The organism is Nocardia sp. NPDC049737 (genome assembly GCF_040674755.1).
Classification (GTDB): domain Bacteria; phylum Actinomycetota; class Actinomycetes; order Mycobacteriales; family Mycobacteriaceae; genus Nocardia.
This window is the reverse complement of the sequence record NZ_JBFANH010000003.1, coordinates 205,119-222,842: the sequence shown is the minus strand read 5'-3', so window position 1 is coordinate 222,842 and position 17,724 is coordinate 205,119. Positions and strand designations below refer to the sequence as shown.

Here is a 17,724-nt window from a genome sequence, read left to right as displayed (position 1 = left end):
GAACCCGCGCGGCTCTGCCCGATCCGCGGTGTTCCCGGGGCTCTGCGTGGTTACGCGAGCTGCCGCCTCCGAGCCCGTCGCTCACACCGCAGATGAACCATCATTCGTACCCGACGGTCCACTATCGGCGAAACCCGACGCCCGCGCCTATCAGTCGTAGGTCGTCAGCTGCGGGTCCCAGTCCGCACTGAGCCGATGCTGCAGCCACTCCCGCAGGGCGGGGCCGTATTCCTCTCGTTCCAAAGCGAAATCGACCGCAGCACGAAGATAACCGCCCGGGTTGCCCAAATCGTGGCGCGACCCACGGTGGACCACCACATGGACCGGATGGCCCTCCGCGATGAGCAGTGCGATCGCGTCGGTGAGTTGTAGCTCCCCGCCCGTGCCAGGTTCGATCCGGCGCAGCGCATCGAAGATGGCGCGGTCCAACAGATATCGCCCCGCGGCCGCGTAGGTCGACGGTGCGTCCGCAAGCGCGGGCTTTTCCACCATTCCGTTGACCCGCAGCACATTCGGGTTCACCGCATCGGGCACCGGCGCGACATCGAAGACACCGTAGGCGCTGACCTGATCCTTGGGAACGTCGATGGCGCACAACACAGTTCCGCCGCGCTTGCGCCGGACCCGGCTCATCACATCGAGCACGCCACACGGCAGCACCAGGTCATCGGGCAGCAGTACGGCGATGGCGTCCTCGTCGTCATCGAGGACGCCCTCGGCCTGAGCGACGGCGTGGCCGAGGCCCAGCGGCTCGTCCTGGACCACCGAGGTGACATCCAGCAGCGCGGGCGCCTTGCGCACCTTCTCCAACAACTGGAACTTGCCGCGCTCGGCGAGTGTGCTCTCCAGCACCAAGTCCTCTACGAAGTGTGCGACCACGCCGTCTTTACCCGGCGAGGTCACGATGACCAGCCGCTGCGCACCGGAATCGGCGGCTTCCGTCGCAACCAGTTCGATGCCAGGAGTGTCCACCACCGGCAGCAACTCCTTGGGCACGGTCTTGGTCGCGGGCAGGAACCGCGTCCCAAGTCCGGCCGCGGGCACGACGGCCGTGCGGAAACACGACACGACTGCGCCATTCGCGGATTGTCCGGCCTTTGCTGTCATACGCCTACCCTATCCATCCGTCACCGGCCCGAAGCAGCCGTCACGCCGACTCGGGTCCCGGTGAGCTTAAGGTGATCACTGTGGAGATGCCCGGCGAGCGCGACAAACATGCCTGGCGGGCGGAAATTACTGCTCGACGGGCCGCGATGACCAGGGCAGACCAGGAAACCGAGGCGCGTGAGCTGGCCCACAGTGTCGCTGGACTCGACGTCCCCGCATGGGTGTGCGCGTACGTGCCGATGCACGACGAACCGGGATCGACGGCGATGCTGACGGCACTGCGCACGGCTGGCGCCCGGGTATTGCTGCCGGTCACGGGGCCGCCGGGCCCCTTGCAATGGGCCGAGTTCATCAGCACCGATGATCTGCGGCGCGCCAGATTCGGACTGCTGGAGCCCGCGGGTGAGGTGCTAACCGATGCGATCGCCCTGGCGGAGCTGGTCCTGGTCCCGGCGCTGGCGGTGGATCGTCGCGGCGTTCGGCTCGGCCGCGGCGCTGGGTACTACGACCGAACACTGGCCGCGGCTCGGCCGACGGCGCGGTTTATCGCGGTGGTACGCGACGACGAACTGCTCGACCGGCTCCCCGAGGAACCACACGATCTGCGCATGGGCTGGGCACTCACCCCGCATGGCGGACTGCATCGATTGGGTAGCGCTGGGGCTGCGGAATGAAATGCCGATTAGCGGTGTTGGCACTGTCGGCTGTAGAGTGCCAGATTGACGAACCCTGCGGAGGATCCAGTGCCAACTTATTCATATGCGTGCACCCAGTGTGACAACCGCTTCGACATCGTTCAGTCCTTCTCCGATGAGGCGCTGAGCGTCTGCTCGGAGTGCTCTGGCAAGCTGCGCAAGCTCTTCAACTCGGTCGGCATCGTGTTCAAGGGCAGCGGTTTCTACCGCACCGACAGCCGCGGCGGCTCCTCGACCGCCAGCGAGCCCGCGAAGTCGGACAGCGGTGCAAGCAGCTCCACGTCGAGTTCGGATTCCGGCTCGTCGAGCAGCTCCAGCACCACCAGCACGGCCGTCGCCAGCTGAGTTCCGCCTGATAGAAGCAGCCCTGCGGGAGCTATCCCCAGGGCTGTCGATATCCACAGGACAGACTTTTCTCGGGCGAGTCGCGGTACTGGTGACCATAGGCTCCCCGGCATGGCTCCCCTGGGCATCATTCCGTCGGGCACGACCCGATCGGTCGTCGATCTCGGCCGCGGCGACTCGCTTCGCTCGACTATCTGGAACAGACCGCCATGGGCGGACGCGCTACTCGCTCGACGCCTGCTCGCAGCCGCCCTCACCGCACTCGCGATCGTCCTGTTCCTGCGCGGCGATCCCGGCAGCGCACGCACCGAGGTCTTGGTCGCCGGACGCGATCTGCCGCCGGGTCATCTGCTCGAGGCGACCGATCTGCGCTCGACACCTCTCGAATCCGGCACACTGCCCGCGGGCGCGGTCGACGATGTCGCCGTTCTGGTCGGCGCGACGCTGACCGGCGGAATGCGCACCGGCGAGATATTCACCGATCTGCGCATTGTCGGACCGCGACTGGCGGCGGTCGCCGCCGGGGCGGGTGATGCCCGCATCGTGCCCATTCGACTGGCGGATACGGCAGTCGCGGAAATCCTGCGGACGGGCGACCGGGTGGATGTCATCGGGGCCGAGGAACAGAGCGGTCCCGGCACTCGGCCCGCCCGGCTACTCGCGATCAATGCCGCGGTCGTGCTGGTATCGGGTCCCGGTGATCGGCGCGGCGCGCCCGAGCGCGTGGTGTTGGTAGCGATGGACGCCGAACACGCCACCGCGGTGGCCGCCGCATCGCTGCGCACCGCCCTGACCGTGGTTTTTCATTGAGCAATGTTGCCGAGTATTTGCCATCAAGGTCAACTAGCATCGGTCGATACGGCAGCCCGAACCGCCGAGCACAACGAGTCAGCTCCCACCCGAAGAGGAGATATCGGCAATGTTGAAGGGTTTCAAGGAATTCCTACTCCGCGGAAACGTCGTCGACCTGGCGGTAGCCGTGGTGATCGGTACCGCGTTCGTCGCGATCGTCACCGCGTTCACCAATGGCATCATCAATCCGATCCTGGCCGTCTTCGGCGAACGCGATGACCTCGGCCTCGGTTTCCAGTTAGTTGCTGATAAACCGGCCACCTTCGTGCAGGTGGGTCCGATCATCACCGCGGCCATCAATTTCGTGGTCATCGCGGCGGTGCTGTACTTCGTGCTGGTGCTGCCCGCACTGCACGCGAAGAAGCGGTTCGGCACCACCCCGGACACCAAACTCAGCGATTCCGAGGTGCTGATCCAAATCCGCGACCTGCTCTCCGACAGCCAGCGCAGCGGGGGCGGACGTCACGAATTCTAATCGAATTCCCCTGCCCAACAGATAAACACCGAATTCGACTGCGCCACAATCACATACGGTAATCCCCTGCGCCACAAGGCAAACGGGCCCGTCGCACACGCGACGGGCCCGTTCAAATATTCGATCAGCCGAGGCTGAACGGCTGGCCCCACAGAGTGGTCCAGGTGATGACGTTGTCGGTCTCCACCTCGACACTGACGAAGGCCCGCGCCTGCGCGTAGCCACCACAGCCGCTGAGACCGATCGTCTCATCGGCCCAGGTGACCGAGCCGCTGCCGCCCTTGAACTTATTGCGCTTCTTGTGCGCCTCGTTGCCGAAGTCGTCGGCCTGCTCGAGATCGAGCACATAGAACGACTGCGCCTGGCCGGGACCCAGACTCAGGTTGGCGCCGCTGCTGGCGCTCACCTTCGGCTTGACGTTCTGGCTGTCGCTCCAGTCCAGACCACCGGTGACGCCGCCCTCGGCACCGCCGCCGTCGATATTCACTTGGCAGGCAACGACATAACCCGGGAAGATCGCGCCGTTCCAGCCGTCGGTCACCTCGACCTGCGCGCTACCCGACACCCACGCATTGCGATGCACCGGTGTTGCGCCCATGGACGGATTGATATCGGCCGATTCGCCGACCAGCCGGATGGTGAGAACCGTTCCGTCGGACAGCGTTTTGACTATTTGGCCGCCCGGCAACGGAACAAAGGTGTCGGCATTGGCCGCACCGGTGGACAACAGGCCCAGCGCCAGCGCGGCGGCGCCGCCGAGCCCGGCGACGCGCGCCACAAACTTACGATCGATCATAATTGATACTGCCCCTAGCGATTGAGTTCGATGAATTCGATTCGGCGAGTGGATATTCGACAGATCCCCGCGGCGTTGCCGTCAGGTCCGGACGCGGCAACATGCGTAACCACGTAGGGCCCAGGAACGCCGCAAATCGGACACCGCGGTCAGCCGATGCTGAACGGCGCTCCGTACAGGGTGACCTTGGAGTAGTTGTCGCCGATGATCTCGACCACGGTGTAGGCACGCGCCTGGGCATAACCCGCGCAGCCCTGGATCTCGATCTCCGCATCCTGATATTCGACCGAGTAGCGTCCCGGCTTCAGAATGTCCTTGTAATCGATTTGAACGAACTTGACATCGCCCGGGCCGAGATTGAGCCCGATCGACCCACCGAGCGAACCGCCCGAGAGGTTGATGCCGCCGGAAACACCGGCCGAGATCGCGTTATCGGCGATGCTGACCTGGCAGCCGACGATATAACCGGTACTCAGCTGCGAAGCACCGTGCGTCGAGGAGTTATTCGTACCCGGCGCTCCAGAAGCGCCGTTATTCGGGCCGATGCTGCCCTCGGGAGTGACGGACACATCGGCATTGGCGTTACCCGAGACCCACACGACTCGGCCCGCGCCATTGGCGGCCAAAGATGGTGAAATCAAGGCGTGTTCGGCCGTCCGGCTGACGGTTACGCCCGGGCCCAGCTTCTGGCCGTCCGGCAACGGCACAAAAACATCGGCGTTGGCAGCGCCGGTCGAAAGCAGGCCCATCCCAGCAGCGGCGGCGACAACGGCACCCGCTATGCGGACACCTCGACGCAGACCGCTGGTGCGGTTCTTGCTCATACTTCCCCTCATCGGATTCTAGCGGTCGCCCTCGGGGTACCGAGGCCGAAAACCCTTTCATGCCGACACCGCTCGCTGGAAAGACATTGGCCATCAAGCGGTTTGCCGACAATCTCGTCGGTGGACGATCTTGGGTGCGCCCAATATTAGTGGTTTGCGCCGAATTCCTGTGAGATTTCGCACATGTTACCGTTCGATCCGCTACGATCTGCGAATTTGGCTGGGCGCTAAGGGGTTTCATCACGAAAACGGGCCCGCCGCGAATGCGACGAGCCCGCTCGGGTTTTCAGGGGGTGATGCCCCTGCCGATCAGCCGAGGCTGAACGGCTGGCCCCACAGAGTGGTCCAGGTGATGACGTTGTCGGTCTCCACCTCGACGCTGACGAAGGCCCGCGCCTGCGCGTAGCCACCACAGCCGGTCAGACCGATGGTCTCATCGGCCCAGGTGACCGAGCCACTGCCGTTCTTGAACTTATTGCGCTTCTTGTGCGCCTCATTGCCGAAGTCGTCGGCCTGCTCGAGATCGAGCACGTAGAACGACTGCGACTGGCCGGGGCCGAGGGTGAGGTTTGCACCACTGGTCGCGCCGACACCACCGGTAACGGTGTCACCACTCCAGTCCGCAGTGCCCTCGACACCTCCGGTGGCACCGCCACCGGAGATGTTCACCTGGCAGCCGACGGTGTAGCCCGGGAAGATCGAGCCGCCGCCGTCACCGGATACCGAGACCTGAGCGCTACCCGAAACCCACGCATTGCGGTGCAGCGGGGTCGAGCCCATGGACGGGTTGATGTTGGCGGATTCGCCGGTCAGGCTGATGGTGACGACGGTGCCGTCGGACAGCGTCTTGGTAATCGAGCCACCCGGCAGCGGCACGAAGGTATCGGCGTTCGCGGCGCCGGTGGAGAACAGGCCAAGAGCGACAGTGGCAGCGGCGCCGACACCGGCCACCCGTGCCACGTTCTTACGGTTGATCATGCTAATAATCCCTCGAGGGTTGATTCGCTTGAGCGAGAAGAATATTCGTGGATTGACCGACGTCAGCCGATGCTGAACGGCTGCCCGTAGAGGGTGGTCTTCGAGTAGTGGTCACCGATGATCTCGACGACGGTGTAGGCACGCGCCTGGGCGTAGCCCGCGCAGCCCTGGATCTCGATCTCGGCATCCTGGTACTCGACCGAGTAGCGACCCGGCTTCAGAATGTCCTTGTAGTCGATCTGCACGAACTTGACTTCACCCGGGCCGAGGTTGAGGCCGATCGAACCGCCGAGCGAACCGCCCGAGAGGTTGATACCGCCGGACAGACCGGCCGAGATGGCGTCGCTGGCGATGCTGACCTGGCAGCCGACGATGTAGCCGGTGCTCAGCTGTGATGCGCCGTGGGTGGAGGAGTTGTTGGTACCGGGAGCACCGGAGGCGCCGTTGTTCGGGCCGACAGTGCCTTCCGGCGTAACGTTCACATCCGCGACGGCGTTGCCCGAAACCCAGACCACACGGCCGGCACCGTTGGCTGCCAACGAAGGCGAAATCAGGGCGTGCTCACCGGTTCGGGCGAGCGTCACGTCGGGGCCGTTCTTCTGGCCGTCCGGCAACGGCACGAAGGTATCGGCATTGGCAGCACCGGTCGAAAGCAGGCCCATGGCCACGGCCGCGGCAGCGCCGACGCCCGCGATCCGGGCACCGCGGCGCAGACCGTTGGTGCGGTTCTCGCTCATACTTCCCCTCATCAGGTTCTAACAGTCAACCTCGACCATCGAGGCTGGACGTTGGTCCTCTCAGGCCCAGCTCAGTTTGTGCCCCGATTGTTGCCGATGTGTAACCGGCTGTTATTTCGGCGCAACGGTCAGTGCTGGCATCGGAACCGAGCCGAGTTCCGCCGAGTCGACAAACGTACGTGCCGCACCCGGGCCCGCGAGGTCCAGCAGCGTGGGTGGCTCGTGGCGAGATTAAACCGACCAGTAACGGTCTGGCAACGTAAGTTTTCGTTAAGATCAATGTGATCTAGCTCACACCGTCTCAAATGCTCATATTGCTTGACGTGCATAAACAGGAACGAAGCGCCAGCCGAGCAACTCCAAAAGGCGGCCGCAGTCGCAACGATGCCGTCGGTAACTACGAGACAGCACCGTACTTGAAGGTCTAGCAAACCTCACCGTGAGGAATTCACGGTGGATGTAGGCGCAACCGCGAACGATGGTACGTGGCCGGACCGTAGATGGGTCAGGAGCCGTGATGGGGTGGGACCTGCGACCGGAGCCAGTCGTCCGATAACGATTCGGTCTCGTCGCCGCGCTCGTCACCGGTCGTCTCCGGAAGGACCTCACCGAAAATTTTTGCCAGACGCGCCGCATCCCTCGCCCGGCGTGTCGCCGGACGAGGGTCGTCGGAGGAGTCCGCGGCGGTAATTTATTCCGCCAATCCGGACAGCTCGCCGATCACTCGGCTGGCGAGCGGACCGAGGGTTGCCATGCCGTCGCGGACCGCGGCCCGGCTGCCCGGCAGGTTTACCACCAGTGTGCTGCCGGAGATTCCGGCCAGACCGCGCGAGAGGCCGGCATCGAGCGAACCGGCGACGCGCCCCGAGGAACGCAGCGCCTCGCTGATTCCGGGCAGTTCCCGGTCGAGCACCTGCGAGGTGGCCTCCGGGGTGACATCGCGCGGGGACATACCGGTGCCGCCGACGGAGATGACCAGGTCGACACCGCCGATCACCGCGGTGTTGAGCGCATTGCGGATCTCCACCTCATCGGCCTGCACCGATACCGAAGCGTCCACCAGGAAACCCGCCTCGGTGAGCAGCTCGGTGACCAGCGGCCCGAGCGAGTCCACACCTCCATGCGCCGTTCGATCGTCGACGACCACCACCAGAGCACGCCCCGCGACAGGAGCATCGATTTCCATGTTGGTAACCGTAGCGTCCAGATCGACGAGGTGGGCGTCGGCTCCCGGTCGTGCCGACAATCCGCCGGGCAGCACCCGCATCATCGGCCACCGTCCGCGGCCGCACCGGAGAGCGTCACGTCGACTGTCTTGGGGTTGTTACCTTGTTCATCGGTGTAGGTGACCTTCACCTTGTCTCCAGGCTGATGAGAACGGACCGCGGCGATGAGTGCGTCACCCGAGTCGATGGTGCGGCTGTCCACCTTGGTGATGATGGCATTGGCAGGAATGCCCGCCTTGGCGGCCGGACCGTCCGGCGTCGCCTCCAGCACCCGTGCCGCGGAGTCCTGCGGGCGCAGTTTGATGCCGATCTGGGCGTAGGTGGCGTGACCGGTCTTGATCAGTTCGTCGGCAACCCGGCGGGCTTGATCGACCGGGATGGCGAAGCCGAGGCCGATGGAACCGCTCTGCTGACCGGTCGCCTCGCTGCCGCCGAGGCTCGCGATGGCGGTATTGATGCCGATGAGTTTGCCGCTGGCGTCGACCAGCGCGCCACCGGAGTTGCCCGGGTTGATCGCGGCGTCGGTCTGGACCGCGTCGATGACCGGCTGCACCTGGCTGGGGGTGCCCTCACCGTTGGTCGAGACCGGACGGTTGAGTGCCGAGACGATGCCCGTGGTCACCGTGCCGGCCAGCCCGAGCGGCGAGCCGATAGCGATGACCGGCTGGCCGACCGCTAGATTCGACGAGCTACCCAGTTCGATCGGGGTCAGTCCGTCCTTGCCCTGCACCTTGATGACGGCCAGATCGGAGACCGGATCGGCGCCGACCAGTGTGGCGGGTGCGGTGGTGCCGTCGGCGAAGGCGACCTCCATTTTGGCGTTGGCGCCACCGCCGGAGGCGACATGGTTATTGGTCAGGATCAGACCGTCGGAGGACAGCACCACACCGGAGCCCTCGCCCTGTGCGCGGTTGCTGGCGACCTTGATCATCACCACACTCGGCAGCACCTTCTGTGCCACCGCCTGGGTGGAGCCGGCCGGTGCGTTGGCGACATTGCTGACATTGGGCTTCGGTGCGTCCAGCGCATTGGTCACCGTGGCGTGCCCGTTATCGGTCCGGGTGATCAGCGAGCCGACCGCGCCACCGACGCCACCGCTGACGAGTGCGAGCGCGAGCGCGCCGACGACCAGGCCGGTGCGGACCGGGCGGCGGGCGGGTTCGGGCTGCGGCTCGGCGGCGAATGCGGCGCCGGGATACGGCCCGCCGGGTGGGCGCGGCGGCGCGTAGGACGGCTGGGCGTATTCCGGGCCGGCTTCGGGCCCCGGGAACTGCTGAGTCGGGTTCTGCGACATGCGTTGCTGCCAGATCGTTGGATGTGGTGTCGGTTCCTGAGGCCCGTATCCGGACCGCGCGTAGGACTGGCCCGGCGCAACGACCGGGATCTCCTGGGTCGGATGCGGACCGGGCACGGTATCGGCGTGATCCGGCTGCGGCGTCACGCCTTCCTTGGAATCCTCGGTCATTTTTCTCCTTACGTCTCCGACCAGCTTGGCGACGACGACTGAGAGCGAACTGAGACCCCGCTTTCAGTTTTCCGAGATATCGGCGAACGGACCGGAACCGGCCTTCCCGCCTTCACTCGGCAATACCATACGGACCGAGGCGCCAACACGCATCGCGCTGCGGTATCACGGCCGGGTCTCGAAGGGCGTCAATCGGTTACGGAATCGACGGCCCCGTCGAGCATGGTCGCCGCACCTGGCAACACGATCCGGACCAAGGCGCCGCCGCGCTCGGAGGTCTCGATGGTGATCGTGCCGCCGTGCTTGGTCACCACCTGTTTGACGATCGCCAGGCCGAGCCCCGAACCAGGCATGGAACGCGATGCCGTGGTCCGATAGAAACGGTCGAACACCAGCTCGCGCTCGGCGCTCGGAATGCCGGGTCCGGCGTCGTCGACATCGAGCTCGAGCAATCCCCGACCGGTTTCCCGCATGGTGACCTTCACCTGCGCGCCCGCCGGACTCCACTTGGCGGCATTGTCGAGCACATTCAGAATCGCTCGCTCCAGGCCGGCCTCATGGCCGTATACGAACCAGGGCTGCAACTGCGCGGCGAACTCGATGGAACCGCGGCGACGCCGGGCCCGCTCCAGCGCACGCTCGGCCACCTCGCCGAGATCCACTCGTTCATAAACGGTTTCGGGTGCGTCCTCGCGAGCCAAATCGACCAGATCGCCGACCAGGGTCGACAGTTCCTCGATCTGAGCCATCACATCGGCACGCAGCTCGGCCATATCCTGCTCCGGAATCTGCGGCGCACCAGGGCGACTGGAGGCGATAAGCAATTCCATATTGGTGCGCAGCGATGTCAGCGGCGTGCGCAATTCATGTCCGGCGTCGGCGACCAATCGACGTTGCCGACCGCGCGATTCGGCGAGTGCGCGCAACATTGTGTTGAAGCTCTCTGTGAGCCTCGCGAGTTCATCGTCACCCGTCACCGGAATAGGTGTCAGATCGTCGGTGCGGGCGACCCGTTCGGTCGCCGCGGTGAGCCGTCCGATCGGGCGCAGCCCGGTGCGGCCGACCGCGGTACCCGCCGCCGCCGCCAGCACAACGCCACAACCGCCGACGACGAACAACAACCAGGCCAACCGGTCCAATACCTCGCGGGTCGGTTGCAGCCGCTGCGAGATGACCAACGTCGCACCGGAATGCGTCGGCACCGCAAGTACCCGCTGATTATTCACCGTACGTAGTGACGACGGCAACTCACCGTTCGCGACCGCGAGTTCCTGGGTGCCGACCGGTGGAATCGTTTGCTGCGGTGGCATATACGCCTTGTCTTTCGCGTATATCAGCGCAACTCCGACATCATTGGAGTACAGGCCGGCCAGCACGATCGACTGAAAACCCAAACTGTCGAAATTATTGTTGATCATGGTGTTCGCGCGCGCCTTCAGCTGAGCATCCACATCGGCATTCAGGGCGCGCGCCACCATGGCATAGGCGGCGATCGAGGTGACGGCCACCGCGATGGCGACCACCGAGGCCGCGAGCAGGGTGACCCGCCAGCGCAGGGAGACCGATCTGGTCAGGGGCATGGGCGGGCGCATATCCGGCGGTTCCGGGGGATATGCGCCGAGCGCCGCGACAACTTGTCGCTTGGGATTGGTTCTGGCCATGGGATGTCGACTCGCCTACGGGGGTGTTTCGCGCAGCACGTAGCCGACACCGCGCACGGTGTGGATGAGCCGGGCCTCGCCCTCGGCCTCGGTCTTGCGGCGCAGGTAGCCGATATAGACCTCGAGCGCATTGCCGGACGTCGGGAAGTCGTAACCCCAGACCTCTTCGAGGATGCGGCTGCGGGTCAGCACTCGGCGCGGATTCGCCATCAGCATTTCCAGCAGTGAGAACTCGGTGCGGGTGAGGCTGATCGACCGGTCGCCACGGGTCACCTCGCGGGTCACCGGATCCAGCGACAGATCGGCGAACGTCATGGTCTCGGAAACCTCGCCGGGATCGGCGGCCCGGCGGCGCAACAACGCGCGCAATCGGGCCAGCAATTCCTCGAGCGCGAATGGTTTCGGCAAATAGTCATCGGCACCGGCATCGAGTCCGGCTACCCGTTCGGAAACCGAATCCCGCGCCGTCAAAACCAGAATCGGCAGATCGTCTCCGGTGCTGCGCAAGCGTCGGCAAACTTCGAGCCCATCCATCCGGGGCATCATCACGTCGAGTACGAGGGCATCCGGTCGCTGCGTGGTTGCTTTCTCCAGCGCGTCCACACCGTCGACCGCGAGCTCTACGGAGTAGCCGTTGAAGGTCAGTGACCGGCGCAGCGATTCCCGGACGGCACGATCGTCGTCGACTACCAGAATGCGCATGCCCCCAGTTTGACCGCATCGACTGAGAGTCCACTGAGAGCGCGCTGCTCGACACGCCGTGCCCAGCATCGATGCGGCCCACTAGGGGCTGGACGAGCGACCAGCACGTTTGTGATCACGTACAGATCTCGACGGAAACCGGCAACCGTTTTGGGCACCGAAACCCGTTCTGAGTAGCCATATTCGAGTGAATTACAGAGCGACTGCCCCAGATTGCCGTTAGTCACTCTGCGCGGTATGTTCCCTGCGGTAAAAAGAAGACCTCTAGTTGGTTCTCAGCGGGTTGAATCAAAACCGAACAGCCACGCGCCATCCGGGGGCACACGTGCAAGCTCGTGAAGCGGAGGCAACGGAAGCGGATGGAAGCTGCACCGCGGTCCTGGCAATTCAGTCTGTCCAACTGGTCGGTCACTCGCAAGGTTGGCATCGTGCTGGTCCTGCCCGTGCTGCTGGCCACCGTCTTCGCCGTGCTCCGTATCAACAACGAACTGCGCACCATGTCCCAGTTGGATGCGGCGACCGAACAGGTCATCATCATTCGCCCGATCGTCAAGTTCGGAACGGCCACCGAACAACTCGCGGTCGCGGCGACCGCCTCCTGGGGTAACACCGCGGATCCGGCGACCGACGCGGCATTGACGAAATTCGATCAGGCACTCGCCGATCTCGAGGCCGGAATGCGCACGACCAAGGTGAGCACCCGGGTCACCTCCGAATTGGCCTCGGCTGTCGCCACCGGCACCACCATGCGTAATAGCCTGCGCAACGGATCGCCGATGATGGTCGGTGAGCAGGCCGATGAGATCGCGGTTCGCATCGGCAACGCCTACGCCCTCTCGCCCTCGGTCGAGGACCTCGTCATCCAGCGCTACTTCCTGCAGATCGGCGCGATCCAGAACGCTCGCCGCGTGCTCACCCAGCAGCGCATGATGGTCGGCTCCCCCGATGCCGCCCACAATCCGAGCGTGCGCGCGAAGGTGCTCACCTCCGCCGGCGCCGAGATGACCATGATCAATACCTACGGCATCATCCTGCCGGACAATGCGCCGAATATGCGGCCACTGCTGGACGCGGTCGGCATCCGCCTCGGCGCATTCAGTCAGAACGGCGGGGATCCGACATCGAATCCGGCCGTACTGGATTCACTACAGATCAGCTCGGACACCTACGAGAAGACCACCAATTCCCTGGCCGGCACCATCGATAGAGCACTGGCGCATCGGACCACCGAGGCGCAGACCGGTGCGCTGCGCGAGACCACGATCGTCATCGGCATGCTGCTGGCCGGTCTGGCGCTGGCGCTGGCCGTCGCGCGCACCCTGGTCGTCCCGGTGCGCAGGCTGCGGCGCGACGCGCTCGAGGTCGCGCATGTCAAACTGCCAGACGAGCTCGCAGTCGTGCGCAGCGGTGGCGCCACCCCAGAGATCACCCCGGTCGGCGTGCACACCACCGACGAGGTCGGCCAGCTGGCCCGCGCCGTCGACGAAATCCACGAGCAGGCGCTGAATCTCGCCGCCGATCAGGCCCGACTGCGATTGCAGATCGGGAATATGTTCGAAACCCTTTCCCGCCGTAGTCAATCCCTGGTCGAACAGCAGCTGTCGCTGATCGAGGATCTGGAACACGACGAGGACAATGCCGAACGACTACAAAGCCTGTTCCGCCTCGACCACCTCGCCACCCGCATGCGCCGCAACGGCGACAACCTGCTGGTGCTCGCCGGTACCGCACTGCGCCGCGGACAACTACATCCGGTGCCGCTATCGGACATGCTCTGGAGTGCGGTCTCCCAGGTGGAGGACTACCAGCGGGTCGAAATCGGCGCGGTGCCCGACGGCATCGTCGCCGGTGAGCCCGCGGTCGATATCGAACATCTGCTGGCCGAACTGATCGATAACGCGCTGCGCTACTCCCCGCCGACCACCCCGGTCGCGGTGATGGTGGCGCGCGCGGTCGACGGCGGCTACCTGATCGAGATCACCGACCGCGGCCTCGGCATGTCGCTGGAGGATCTGCAGCTCACCAATGACCGGCTCGCCTCCGGTGGTGAGGTCACCGTCGAAACCGCCCGCCGCATGGGCCTTTTCGTCGTCGGCCGACTCGCCAAGCGACATACCATCACGGTGAACCTGCGTCGCACCTCGACCATGGCACAGCAGCCCGGCATCACCGCAAGCGTGCACCTGCCCGGCGCACTTGTCGCGCCGCCCCTGGATGCGACCGATCCGAACCAGCGGGCCATCGAGTCGCAGACCATGGCCGCACTGCCCGCCCCCTCGCAACAGCAGCCGCCGCGCACGCTGGTGCCGGTGCCGAGCCTGCCGCAGCGTGAGCCATCCCGGTTCGGGGTCACCAGTTCCGGTCTGCCACAACGTCGTCCGACCATGCGCGTTGCCGACGCGCCTGAGGTACCAATACCCGGCGACGATCATACCGAAACCTCGGTCGACGTATTCGCGGAGAATCCGAGCGGCCGTCGCGGCGAGCACGACCGGTCCCGCAGCGCACCGTTCGGGCCGCCGACTCCGACGGATGAGCCTGCCACCGGACCGAATTCGGTCGTCGATGTGGAACCGCAGGTGCCCCTCGGCGCGGTCACCGATCTGTGGGCCGAACAACCCGACGAACCGATGAACACCGGATCGAACCCGATCGTCTCCCACGAGCCGGCCGAGCCGTACCCGACCGGCCAACAGCCGACCCTACGGCCGTCGCTGCCGACCAGAAGACCGGCCGCCGCAACCGAACCCGAGCAGACCTCGACTCGACTACAGCCGGTCTCGGCCGAAACCGCGACCAATACCTCGACCCGACTACAGCCCGTGCAGGGCGAATCGCCCACGCCGATCTATCAGCGGATGGTCTCGGAGTGGTTGGTCGAACCCGCGACGTCGCAAACCGCGCCGTCGGCATGGTCCTCCCCCGCCGATGCGGGCTGGACGGCCGCCGAACAGGCCAGTCATCCGACCGCCGAGGCCCGTACCGTCGGCGGACTGCCGATCCGCAGGCCCGGAGCGCAATTGGTGCCCGGCGGCCTCGCGCCGGTCGAGGAACCCGGCATACGCGATCCGGAGGAGATCCGGAACAACCTGACCAGGCATCTCAGTGGGGTCCGCAGCGGGCGGGCCGAAGCGCAGTACAACGACGGAGGGCTTGTATGACCAACCCGAACAGCACCACGGACGAGAACCTCAACTGGCTGGTTGCCCGCTTCACCAAGGATGTGCCCGGGGTGTCGCATGCGGTGCTGGTGACCGCGGACGGTCTGCTGCAGGCGACCAGTCCGAATCTACCCGCGGACCGCGCCGAACAGCTTTCCGCGGTGACCGCGGGTCTGGCCAGCCTGTCCACCGGAGCGGCATCGCTGTTCGACGGCGGGAAGGTGATGCAGTCGATCGTGGAGATGCAGCGCGGCTACCTGTTGGTGATGAGCGTCGGCAACGGGTCGCACCTGGCCGTGCTCGCCAACAAGTCGCACGATATCGGCCGGATCGGCTACGAAATGGCACTGCTCGTCGACCGTGTGGGCACGGTGGTCACGGCCACCGCCCGGACAGCCGTCTGATCCAACGATGTCGAGTCCATTCGGCCACGGACCGAACCGGCCGACCACCCGCGTCAGACCGTACGCCCTGACCTCCGGGCGTACCGAACCCGCGGTCGACCTACCGCTCGAAGCGGTTATCGAAACCCTGTCGTACACTGCGCATCTCGACTGGCCGGCGGGCGATCTGCGCACCGAGATCCTGCGGCTCGGCACGCACCGGCTGTCGGTCGCCGAGATCGCCGCCCACCTGGATCGACCACTCGGCATGGTCCGGGTCATGGTCGGTGACCTCGTCGTCGACGGCGCGCTGCGCGTGCATTCGACCCTGACCGACGAGGCGAGCTTCGACGAGCGCCGTTCCCTTATGGAGAGGACTTTGCGTGGACTCCGTGCCCTATAGGCAAGGCGGAAATTACGGGCAGCCCGGCAACTCCGGATCCGGCACCGCCGGACCCGCCGATGCCGATACTCGCGTCGCCTCGACCAAGATCGTGGTCGCGGGCGGCTTCGGCGCGGGTAAGACGACTTTCGTCGGCGCGGTATCGGAGATCGTCCCACTACGCACCGAGGCCATGGTGACCCGCTTCTCCGACGGTATCGATGATCTCGCCGATACCCCGGATAAGGAAACAACCACGGTCGCCATGGATTTCGGCCGCATCATCCTGCCGGGCAACCTGGTGCTGTACCTGTTCGGTACGCCCGGCCAGCGCCGCTTCTGGTTCATGTGGGACGACCTGATCCGCGGCGCCATCGGCGCGGTGGTGCTCATCGACACCCGGCGACTGGAAGATAGCTTCGCCGCGGTCGACTTCTTCGAGGCGCGCAACCTGCCGTTCCTGATCGCGGTCAACCGGTTCCCGGATGCGCCGCGCTTCCCGATCGCCGAACTGCGCGAGGCGCTTTCGGTGCGCGAGGGGGTGCCCATCGTGGATATCGACGCGCGCAATGCCATGGAGGTCCGCCAAGCGCTGGCGGCCGTCACCGAATACGCGATCGCCCAACTGAAGGCGCTCGAATTGGAAGGAACCGCCCGACATGCATGACGTCCGGTTGTTCGCTGCGGCGGACAACGGCGCTGCGGTGGACCAGTTCTCGATGGGGTACTGGGTCGCCGCACTTTCCTTCGGTGTTTCGGTGCTCGGCGCCGTGGTCGGCCTGGCATGCATACTGCACGCGGCGCGTTCGTCCCGGTTTCGGTTGGTGTGGGTGACCTCGGCCGCGGTGGCGCTCGGCGGGGTCGGGGCCTGGCTGTCGACCTCGGTCGCGCTGCTCGGCCTCGATATTTCGGGTACCGCTGCGCGCTTCGATGGCGGCAAGATGATCGCGGCCATGGTGACGTCGTTCGTGGCGGTATTCGTCGCGCTGATCGTCATCGGCCGTCGGCTGCAACTGGCCCGGCTTATTCCGGGCGGCCTGGTCATGGGGTTCGGCATCGGCCTCACCCTGTATCTGGGACTCGGGTCCATCCGCATCCAGGGTTCGGTCGATATCTCCCCGTGGCTCGCGGCGGTCGCGCTGGTGATCGCGCTGATCACCGGTGTGGGCACGTTGTGGTCATTCCAGGCGCTGCATGGCCTGCTCGCGCGAGCGGCCACGGTACTGCTGTTCGCCGCCGGTGTGGCGGGCATGTACTACGCCGGGGTCGCGGCCCTCGATCCGAACATCGATACCACCGCGAAGGCACCGGACGGACTCACCCTGTTCGAGTTCGTCTTTCCCATGTTCGTTATCGGATCGCTCGCGCTGACGGTTCCGATCAGTGCGGTGCTGATCGCACCGGACCGGCGCGAGACGGCGGCGGCGCTCGAGGCCAAGCGCCGGGCCGAGCTGCGTTCGGATCGGTCCGAGCTCCAGTCGGTGCGCTGAACCGGCTGGAGCTCGCTGGTCAGGCCTCGGGTGCGGGCATCTCTCCGACGGCCTTACTCGGATCGATGATGCCGATCGCCTCGCCCTGCGGACCGGCGATTACGGCCGAGCGTCCGGCGGGTGAATCCGCTATCGCCTGTAGCACCCGGCCACCCAATTCCGTGGTCTTCGCCACCCCCGCGTCCACGTCGTCGTGCTGGAACCACACCAGCCAGTACGAGGGCATACCGTCGGCGGGCTTACCGGACTCGTCGGCGATGCCACCGACGCCCTCGGTTCTGGTCGGCGGTGTGAACACCACGTACCCGGCGTCGCCGAAGTCGAATTCGGTGTAGCTGAAGCCGAATACGTCGCTGTAGAACTTCTTGGCCGGATGAATAGGCACCTCCACGGACCCAGTCGACCACCGGGCACCGACGGTTTTGGCGGGTTCGGCGATGCCGCC

The 17,724-nt window shown here is 65.5% G+C and carries 20 protein-coding genes; 9 read left to right on the top strand and 11 right to left on the bottom strand.

Features of this window, described 5'->3' with window-relative positions; translation table 11 throughout:
* Positions 1-150: 150 nt before the first annotated feature.
* Positions 151-1,107: a UTP--glucose-1-phosphate uridylyltransferase gene (locus AB0J47_RS05890; RefSeq protein ID WP_364341006.1), complete on the bottom strand. Its 957-nt coding sequence runs from the start codon at positions 1,105-1,107 to the stop codon at positions 151-153.
* 86 nt (positions 1,108-1,193) lie between these two features.
* Here AB0J47_RS05890 and AB0J47_RS05885 point away from each other — a divergent pair, with 86 nt between their 5' ends.
* The 4 genes from AB0J47_RS05885 (at position 1,194) to mscL (ending at position 3,474) form a co-directional block, all read left to right on the top strand.
* Positions 1,194-1,781, top strand: coding sequence for a 5-formyltetrahydrofolate cyclo-ligase (locus AB0J47_RS05885; RefSeq protein ID WP_364341358.1), 588 nt, complete (start codon positions 1,194-1,196; stop codon positions 1,779-1,781).
* A gap of 69 nt (positions 1,782-1,850) precedes the next feature.
* Positions 1,851-2,147, top strand: a complete 297-nt coding sequence (locus tag AB0J47_RS05880) for an FmdB family zinc ribbon protein (RefSeq protein ID WP_364341004.1) — start codon at positions 1,851-1,853, stop codon at positions 2,145-2,147.
* A 111-nt stretch (positions 2,148-2,258) separates the two neighbouring features.
* Complete coding sequence (locus AB0J47_RS05875; protein ID WP_364341002.1) at positions 2,259-2,957, top strand: SAF domain-containing protein; 699 nt, start codon at positions 2,259-2,261, stop codon at positions 2,955-2,957.
* 109 nt (positions 2,958-3,066) lie between these two features.
* Positions 3,067-3,474 (top strand): large conductance mechanosensitive channel protein MscL, encoded by a 408-nt coding sequence (gene mscL / locus AB0J47_RS05870; RefSeq protein ID WP_364341000.1) that lies wholly within the window; start codon positions 3,067-3,069, stop codon positions 3,472-3,474.
* 124 nt (positions 3,475-3,598) lie between these two features.
* Here the strand turns inward: mscL and AB0J47_RS05865 are convergent, their stop codons facing one another.
* From AB0J47_RS05865 to AB0J47_RS05825, 9 genes are all read right to left on the bottom strand, one after another.
* On the bottom strand, positions 3,599-4,270 hold the full coding sequence (locus AB0J47_RS05865) for an MspA family porin (protein ID WP_364340998.1): 672 nt from the start codon (positions 4,268-4,270) through the stop codon (positions 3,599-3,601).
* A 149-nt stretch (positions 4,271-4,419) separates the two neighbouring features.
* The gene (locus tag AB0J47_RS05860) at positions 4,420-5,094 is read right to left on the bottom strand and encodes an MspA family porin (RefSeq protein WP_364340996.1); all 675 of its coding nucleotides are present in this window, start codon (positions 5,092-5,094) and stop codon (positions 4,420-4,422) included.
* A 309-nt stretch (positions 5,095-5,403) separates the two neighbouring features.
* The gene (locus AB0J47_RS05855; RefSeq protein ID WP_364340994.1) at positions 5,404-6,072 is read right to left on the bottom strand and encodes an MspA family porin; all 669 of its coding nucleotides are present in this window, start codon (positions 6,070-6,072) and stop codon (positions 5,404-5,406) included.
* A gap of 62 nt (positions 6,073-6,134) precedes the next feature.
* Entirely contained in the window at positions 6,135-6,809 is a 675-nt protein-coding gene (locus tag AB0J47_RS05850) for an MspA family porin (protein WP_364340992.1), read from the bottom strand.
* Between the two features lie 505 nt (positions 6,810-7,314).
* Complete coding sequence (locus AB0J47_RS05845; protein WP_083898204.1) at positions 7,315-7,500, bottom strand: hypothetical protein; 186 nt, start codon at positions 7,498-7,500, stop codon at positions 7,315-7,317.
* Entirely contained in the window at positions 7,501-7,995 is a 495-nt protein-coding gene (locus AB0J47_RS05840; RefSeq protein ID WP_157187336.1) for a MogA/MoaB family molybdenum cofactor biosynthesis protein, read from the bottom strand.
* A gap of 80 nt (positions 7,996-8,075) precedes the next feature.
* The gene (locus AB0J47_RS05835) at positions 8,076-9,500 is read right to left on the bottom strand and encodes a trypsin-like peptidase domain-containing protein (protein WP_364340989.1); all 1,425 of its coding nucleotides are present in this window, start codon (positions 9,498-9,500) and stop codon (positions 8,076-8,078) included.
* A gap of 188 nt (positions 9,501-9,688) precedes the next feature.
* Complete coding sequence (locus AB0J47_RS05830; RefSeq protein WP_364340987.1) at positions 9,689-11,161, bottom strand: HAMP domain-containing sensor histidine kinase; 1,473 nt, start codon at positions 11,159-11,161, stop codon at positions 9,689-9,691.
* 15 nt (positions 11,162-11,176) lie between these two features.
* Positions 11,177-11,863 (bottom strand): response regulator transcription factor, encoded by a 687-nt coding sequence (locus AB0J47_RS05825; protein ID WP_364340985.1) that lies wholly within the window; start codon positions 11,861-11,863, stop codon positions 11,177-11,179.
* A 359-nt stretch (positions 11,864-12,222) separates the two neighbouring features.
* Between AB0J47_RS05825 and AB0J47_RS05820 the strand changes: the two genes are divergently transcribed.
* The 5 genes from AB0J47_RS05820 (at position 12,223) to AB0J47_RS05800 (ending at position 17,279) form a co-directional block, all read left to right on the top strand.
* Complete coding sequence (locus AB0J47_RS05820; RefSeq protein WP_364340983.1) at positions 12,223-15,024, top strand: ATP-binding protein; 2,802 nt, start codon at positions 12,223-12,225, stop codon at positions 15,022-15,024.
* Positions 15,021-15,428 (top strand): roadblock/LC7 domain-containing protein, encoded by a 408-nt coding sequence (locus tag AB0J47_RS05815; protein WP_364340981.1) that lies wholly within the window; start codon positions 15,021-15,023, stop codon positions 15,426-15,428. Before AB0J47_RS05820 ends, AB0J47_RS05815 begins: the two co-directional genes overlap by 4 nt.
* Before the next feature lie 7 nt (positions 15,429-15,435).
* Positions 15,436-15,810 carry a DUF742 domain-containing protein gene (locus AB0J47_RS05810; RefSeq protein ID WP_040695427.1) on the top strand — a complete coding sequence of 125 codons (375 nt, stop codon included), beginning with the start codon at positions 15,436-15,438 and terminating at the stop codon, positions 15,808-15,810.
* A gap of 88 nt (positions 15,811-15,898) precedes the next feature.
* Positions 15,899-16,456: an ATP/GTP-binding protein gene (locus AB0J47_RS05805; RefSeq protein WP_364341355.1), complete on the top strand. Its 558-nt coding sequence runs from the start codon at positions 15,899-15,901 to the stop codon at positions 16,454-16,456.
* Positions 16,449-17,279 carry a hypothetical protein gene (locus AB0J47_RS05800; RefSeq protein ID WP_364340978.1) on the top strand — a complete coding sequence of 277 codons (831 nt, stop codon included), beginning with the start codon at positions 16,449-16,451 and terminating at the stop codon, positions 17,277-17,279. The genes AB0J47_RS05805 and AB0J47_RS05800 overlap by 8 nt, the downstream gene beginning before the upstream one ends.
* Positions 17,280-17,298: 19 nt before the next feature.
* On the opposite strand, the gene AB0J47_RS05795 is transcribed toward AB0J47_RS05800, so the two are convergent.
* Positions 17,299-17,670, bottom strand: a complete 372-nt coding sequence (locus AB0J47_RS05795; protein WP_364340976.1) for a VOC family protein — start codon at positions 17,668-17,670, stop codon at positions 17,299-17,301.
* Between the last annotated feature and the right edge of the window lie 54 nt (positions 17,671-17,724).

Coding starts and splice junctions, on each gene's coding strand:
- AB0J47_RS05890 (WP_364341006.1), bottom strand. CDS start 1,107: ATGACAGCAAAGGCCGGACAATCCGCGAATGGCGCAGTCGTGTCGTGT.
- AB0J47_RS05885 (WP_364341358.1), top strand. CDS start 1,194: ATGCCCGGCGAGCGCGACAAACATGCCTGGCGGGCGGAAATTACTGCT.
- AB0J47_RS05875 (WP_364341002.1), top strand. CDS start 2,259: ATGGCTCCCCTGGGCATCATTCCGTCGGGCACGACCCGATCGGTCGTC.
- mscL (WP_364341000.1), top strand. CDS start 3,067: ATGTTGAAGGGTTTCAAGGAATTCCTACTCCGCGGAAACGTCGTCGAC.
- AB0J47_RS05865 (WP_364340998.1), bottom strand. CDS start 4,270: ATGATCGATCGTAAGTTTGTGGCGCGCGTCGCCGGGCTCGGCGGCGCC.
- AB0J47_RS05860 (WP_364340996.1), bottom strand. CDS start 5,094: ATGAGCAAGAACCGCACCAGCGGTCTGCGTCGAGGTGTCCGCATAGCG.
- AB0J47_RS05855 (WP_364340994.1), bottom strand. CDS start 6,072: ATGATCAACCGTAAGAACGTGGCACGGGTGGCCGGTGTCGGCGCCGCT.
- AB0J47_RS05850 (WP_364340992.1), bottom strand. CDS start 6,809: ATGAGCGAGAACCGCACCAACGGTCTGCGCCGCGGTGCCCGGATCGCG.
- AB0J47_RS05840 (WP_157187336.1), bottom strand. CDS start 7,995: ATGGAAATCGATGCTCCTGTCGCGGGGCGTGCTCTGGTGGTGGTCGTC.
- AB0J47_RS05835 (WP_364340989.1), bottom strand. CDS start 9,500: ATGACCGAGGATTCCAAGGAAGGCGTGACGCCGCAGCCGGATCACGCC.
- AB0J47_RS05830 (WP_364340987.1), bottom strand. CDS start 11,161: ATGGCCAGAACCAATCCCAAGCGACAAGTTGTCGCGGCGCTCGGCGCA.
- AB0J47_RS05825 (WP_364340985.1), bottom strand. CDS start 11,863: ATGCGCATTCTGGTAGTCGACGACGATCGTGCCGTCCGGGAATCGCTG.
- AB0J47_RS05820 (WP_364340983.1), top strand. CDS start 12,223: ATGGAAGCTGCACCGCGGTCCTGGCAATTCAGTCTGTCCAACTGGTCG.
- AB0J47_RS05815 (WP_364340981.1), top strand. CDS start 15,021: ATGACCAACCCGAACAGCACCACGGACGAGAACCTCAACTGGCTGGTT.
- AB0J47_RS05810 (WP_040695427.1), top strand. CDS start 15,436: ATGTCGAGTCCATTCGGCCACGGACCGAACCGGCCGACCACCCGCGTC.
- AB0J47_RS05800 (WP_364340978.1), top strand. CDS start 16,449: ATGCATGACGTCCGGTTGTTCGCTGCGGCGGACAACGGCGCTGCGGTG.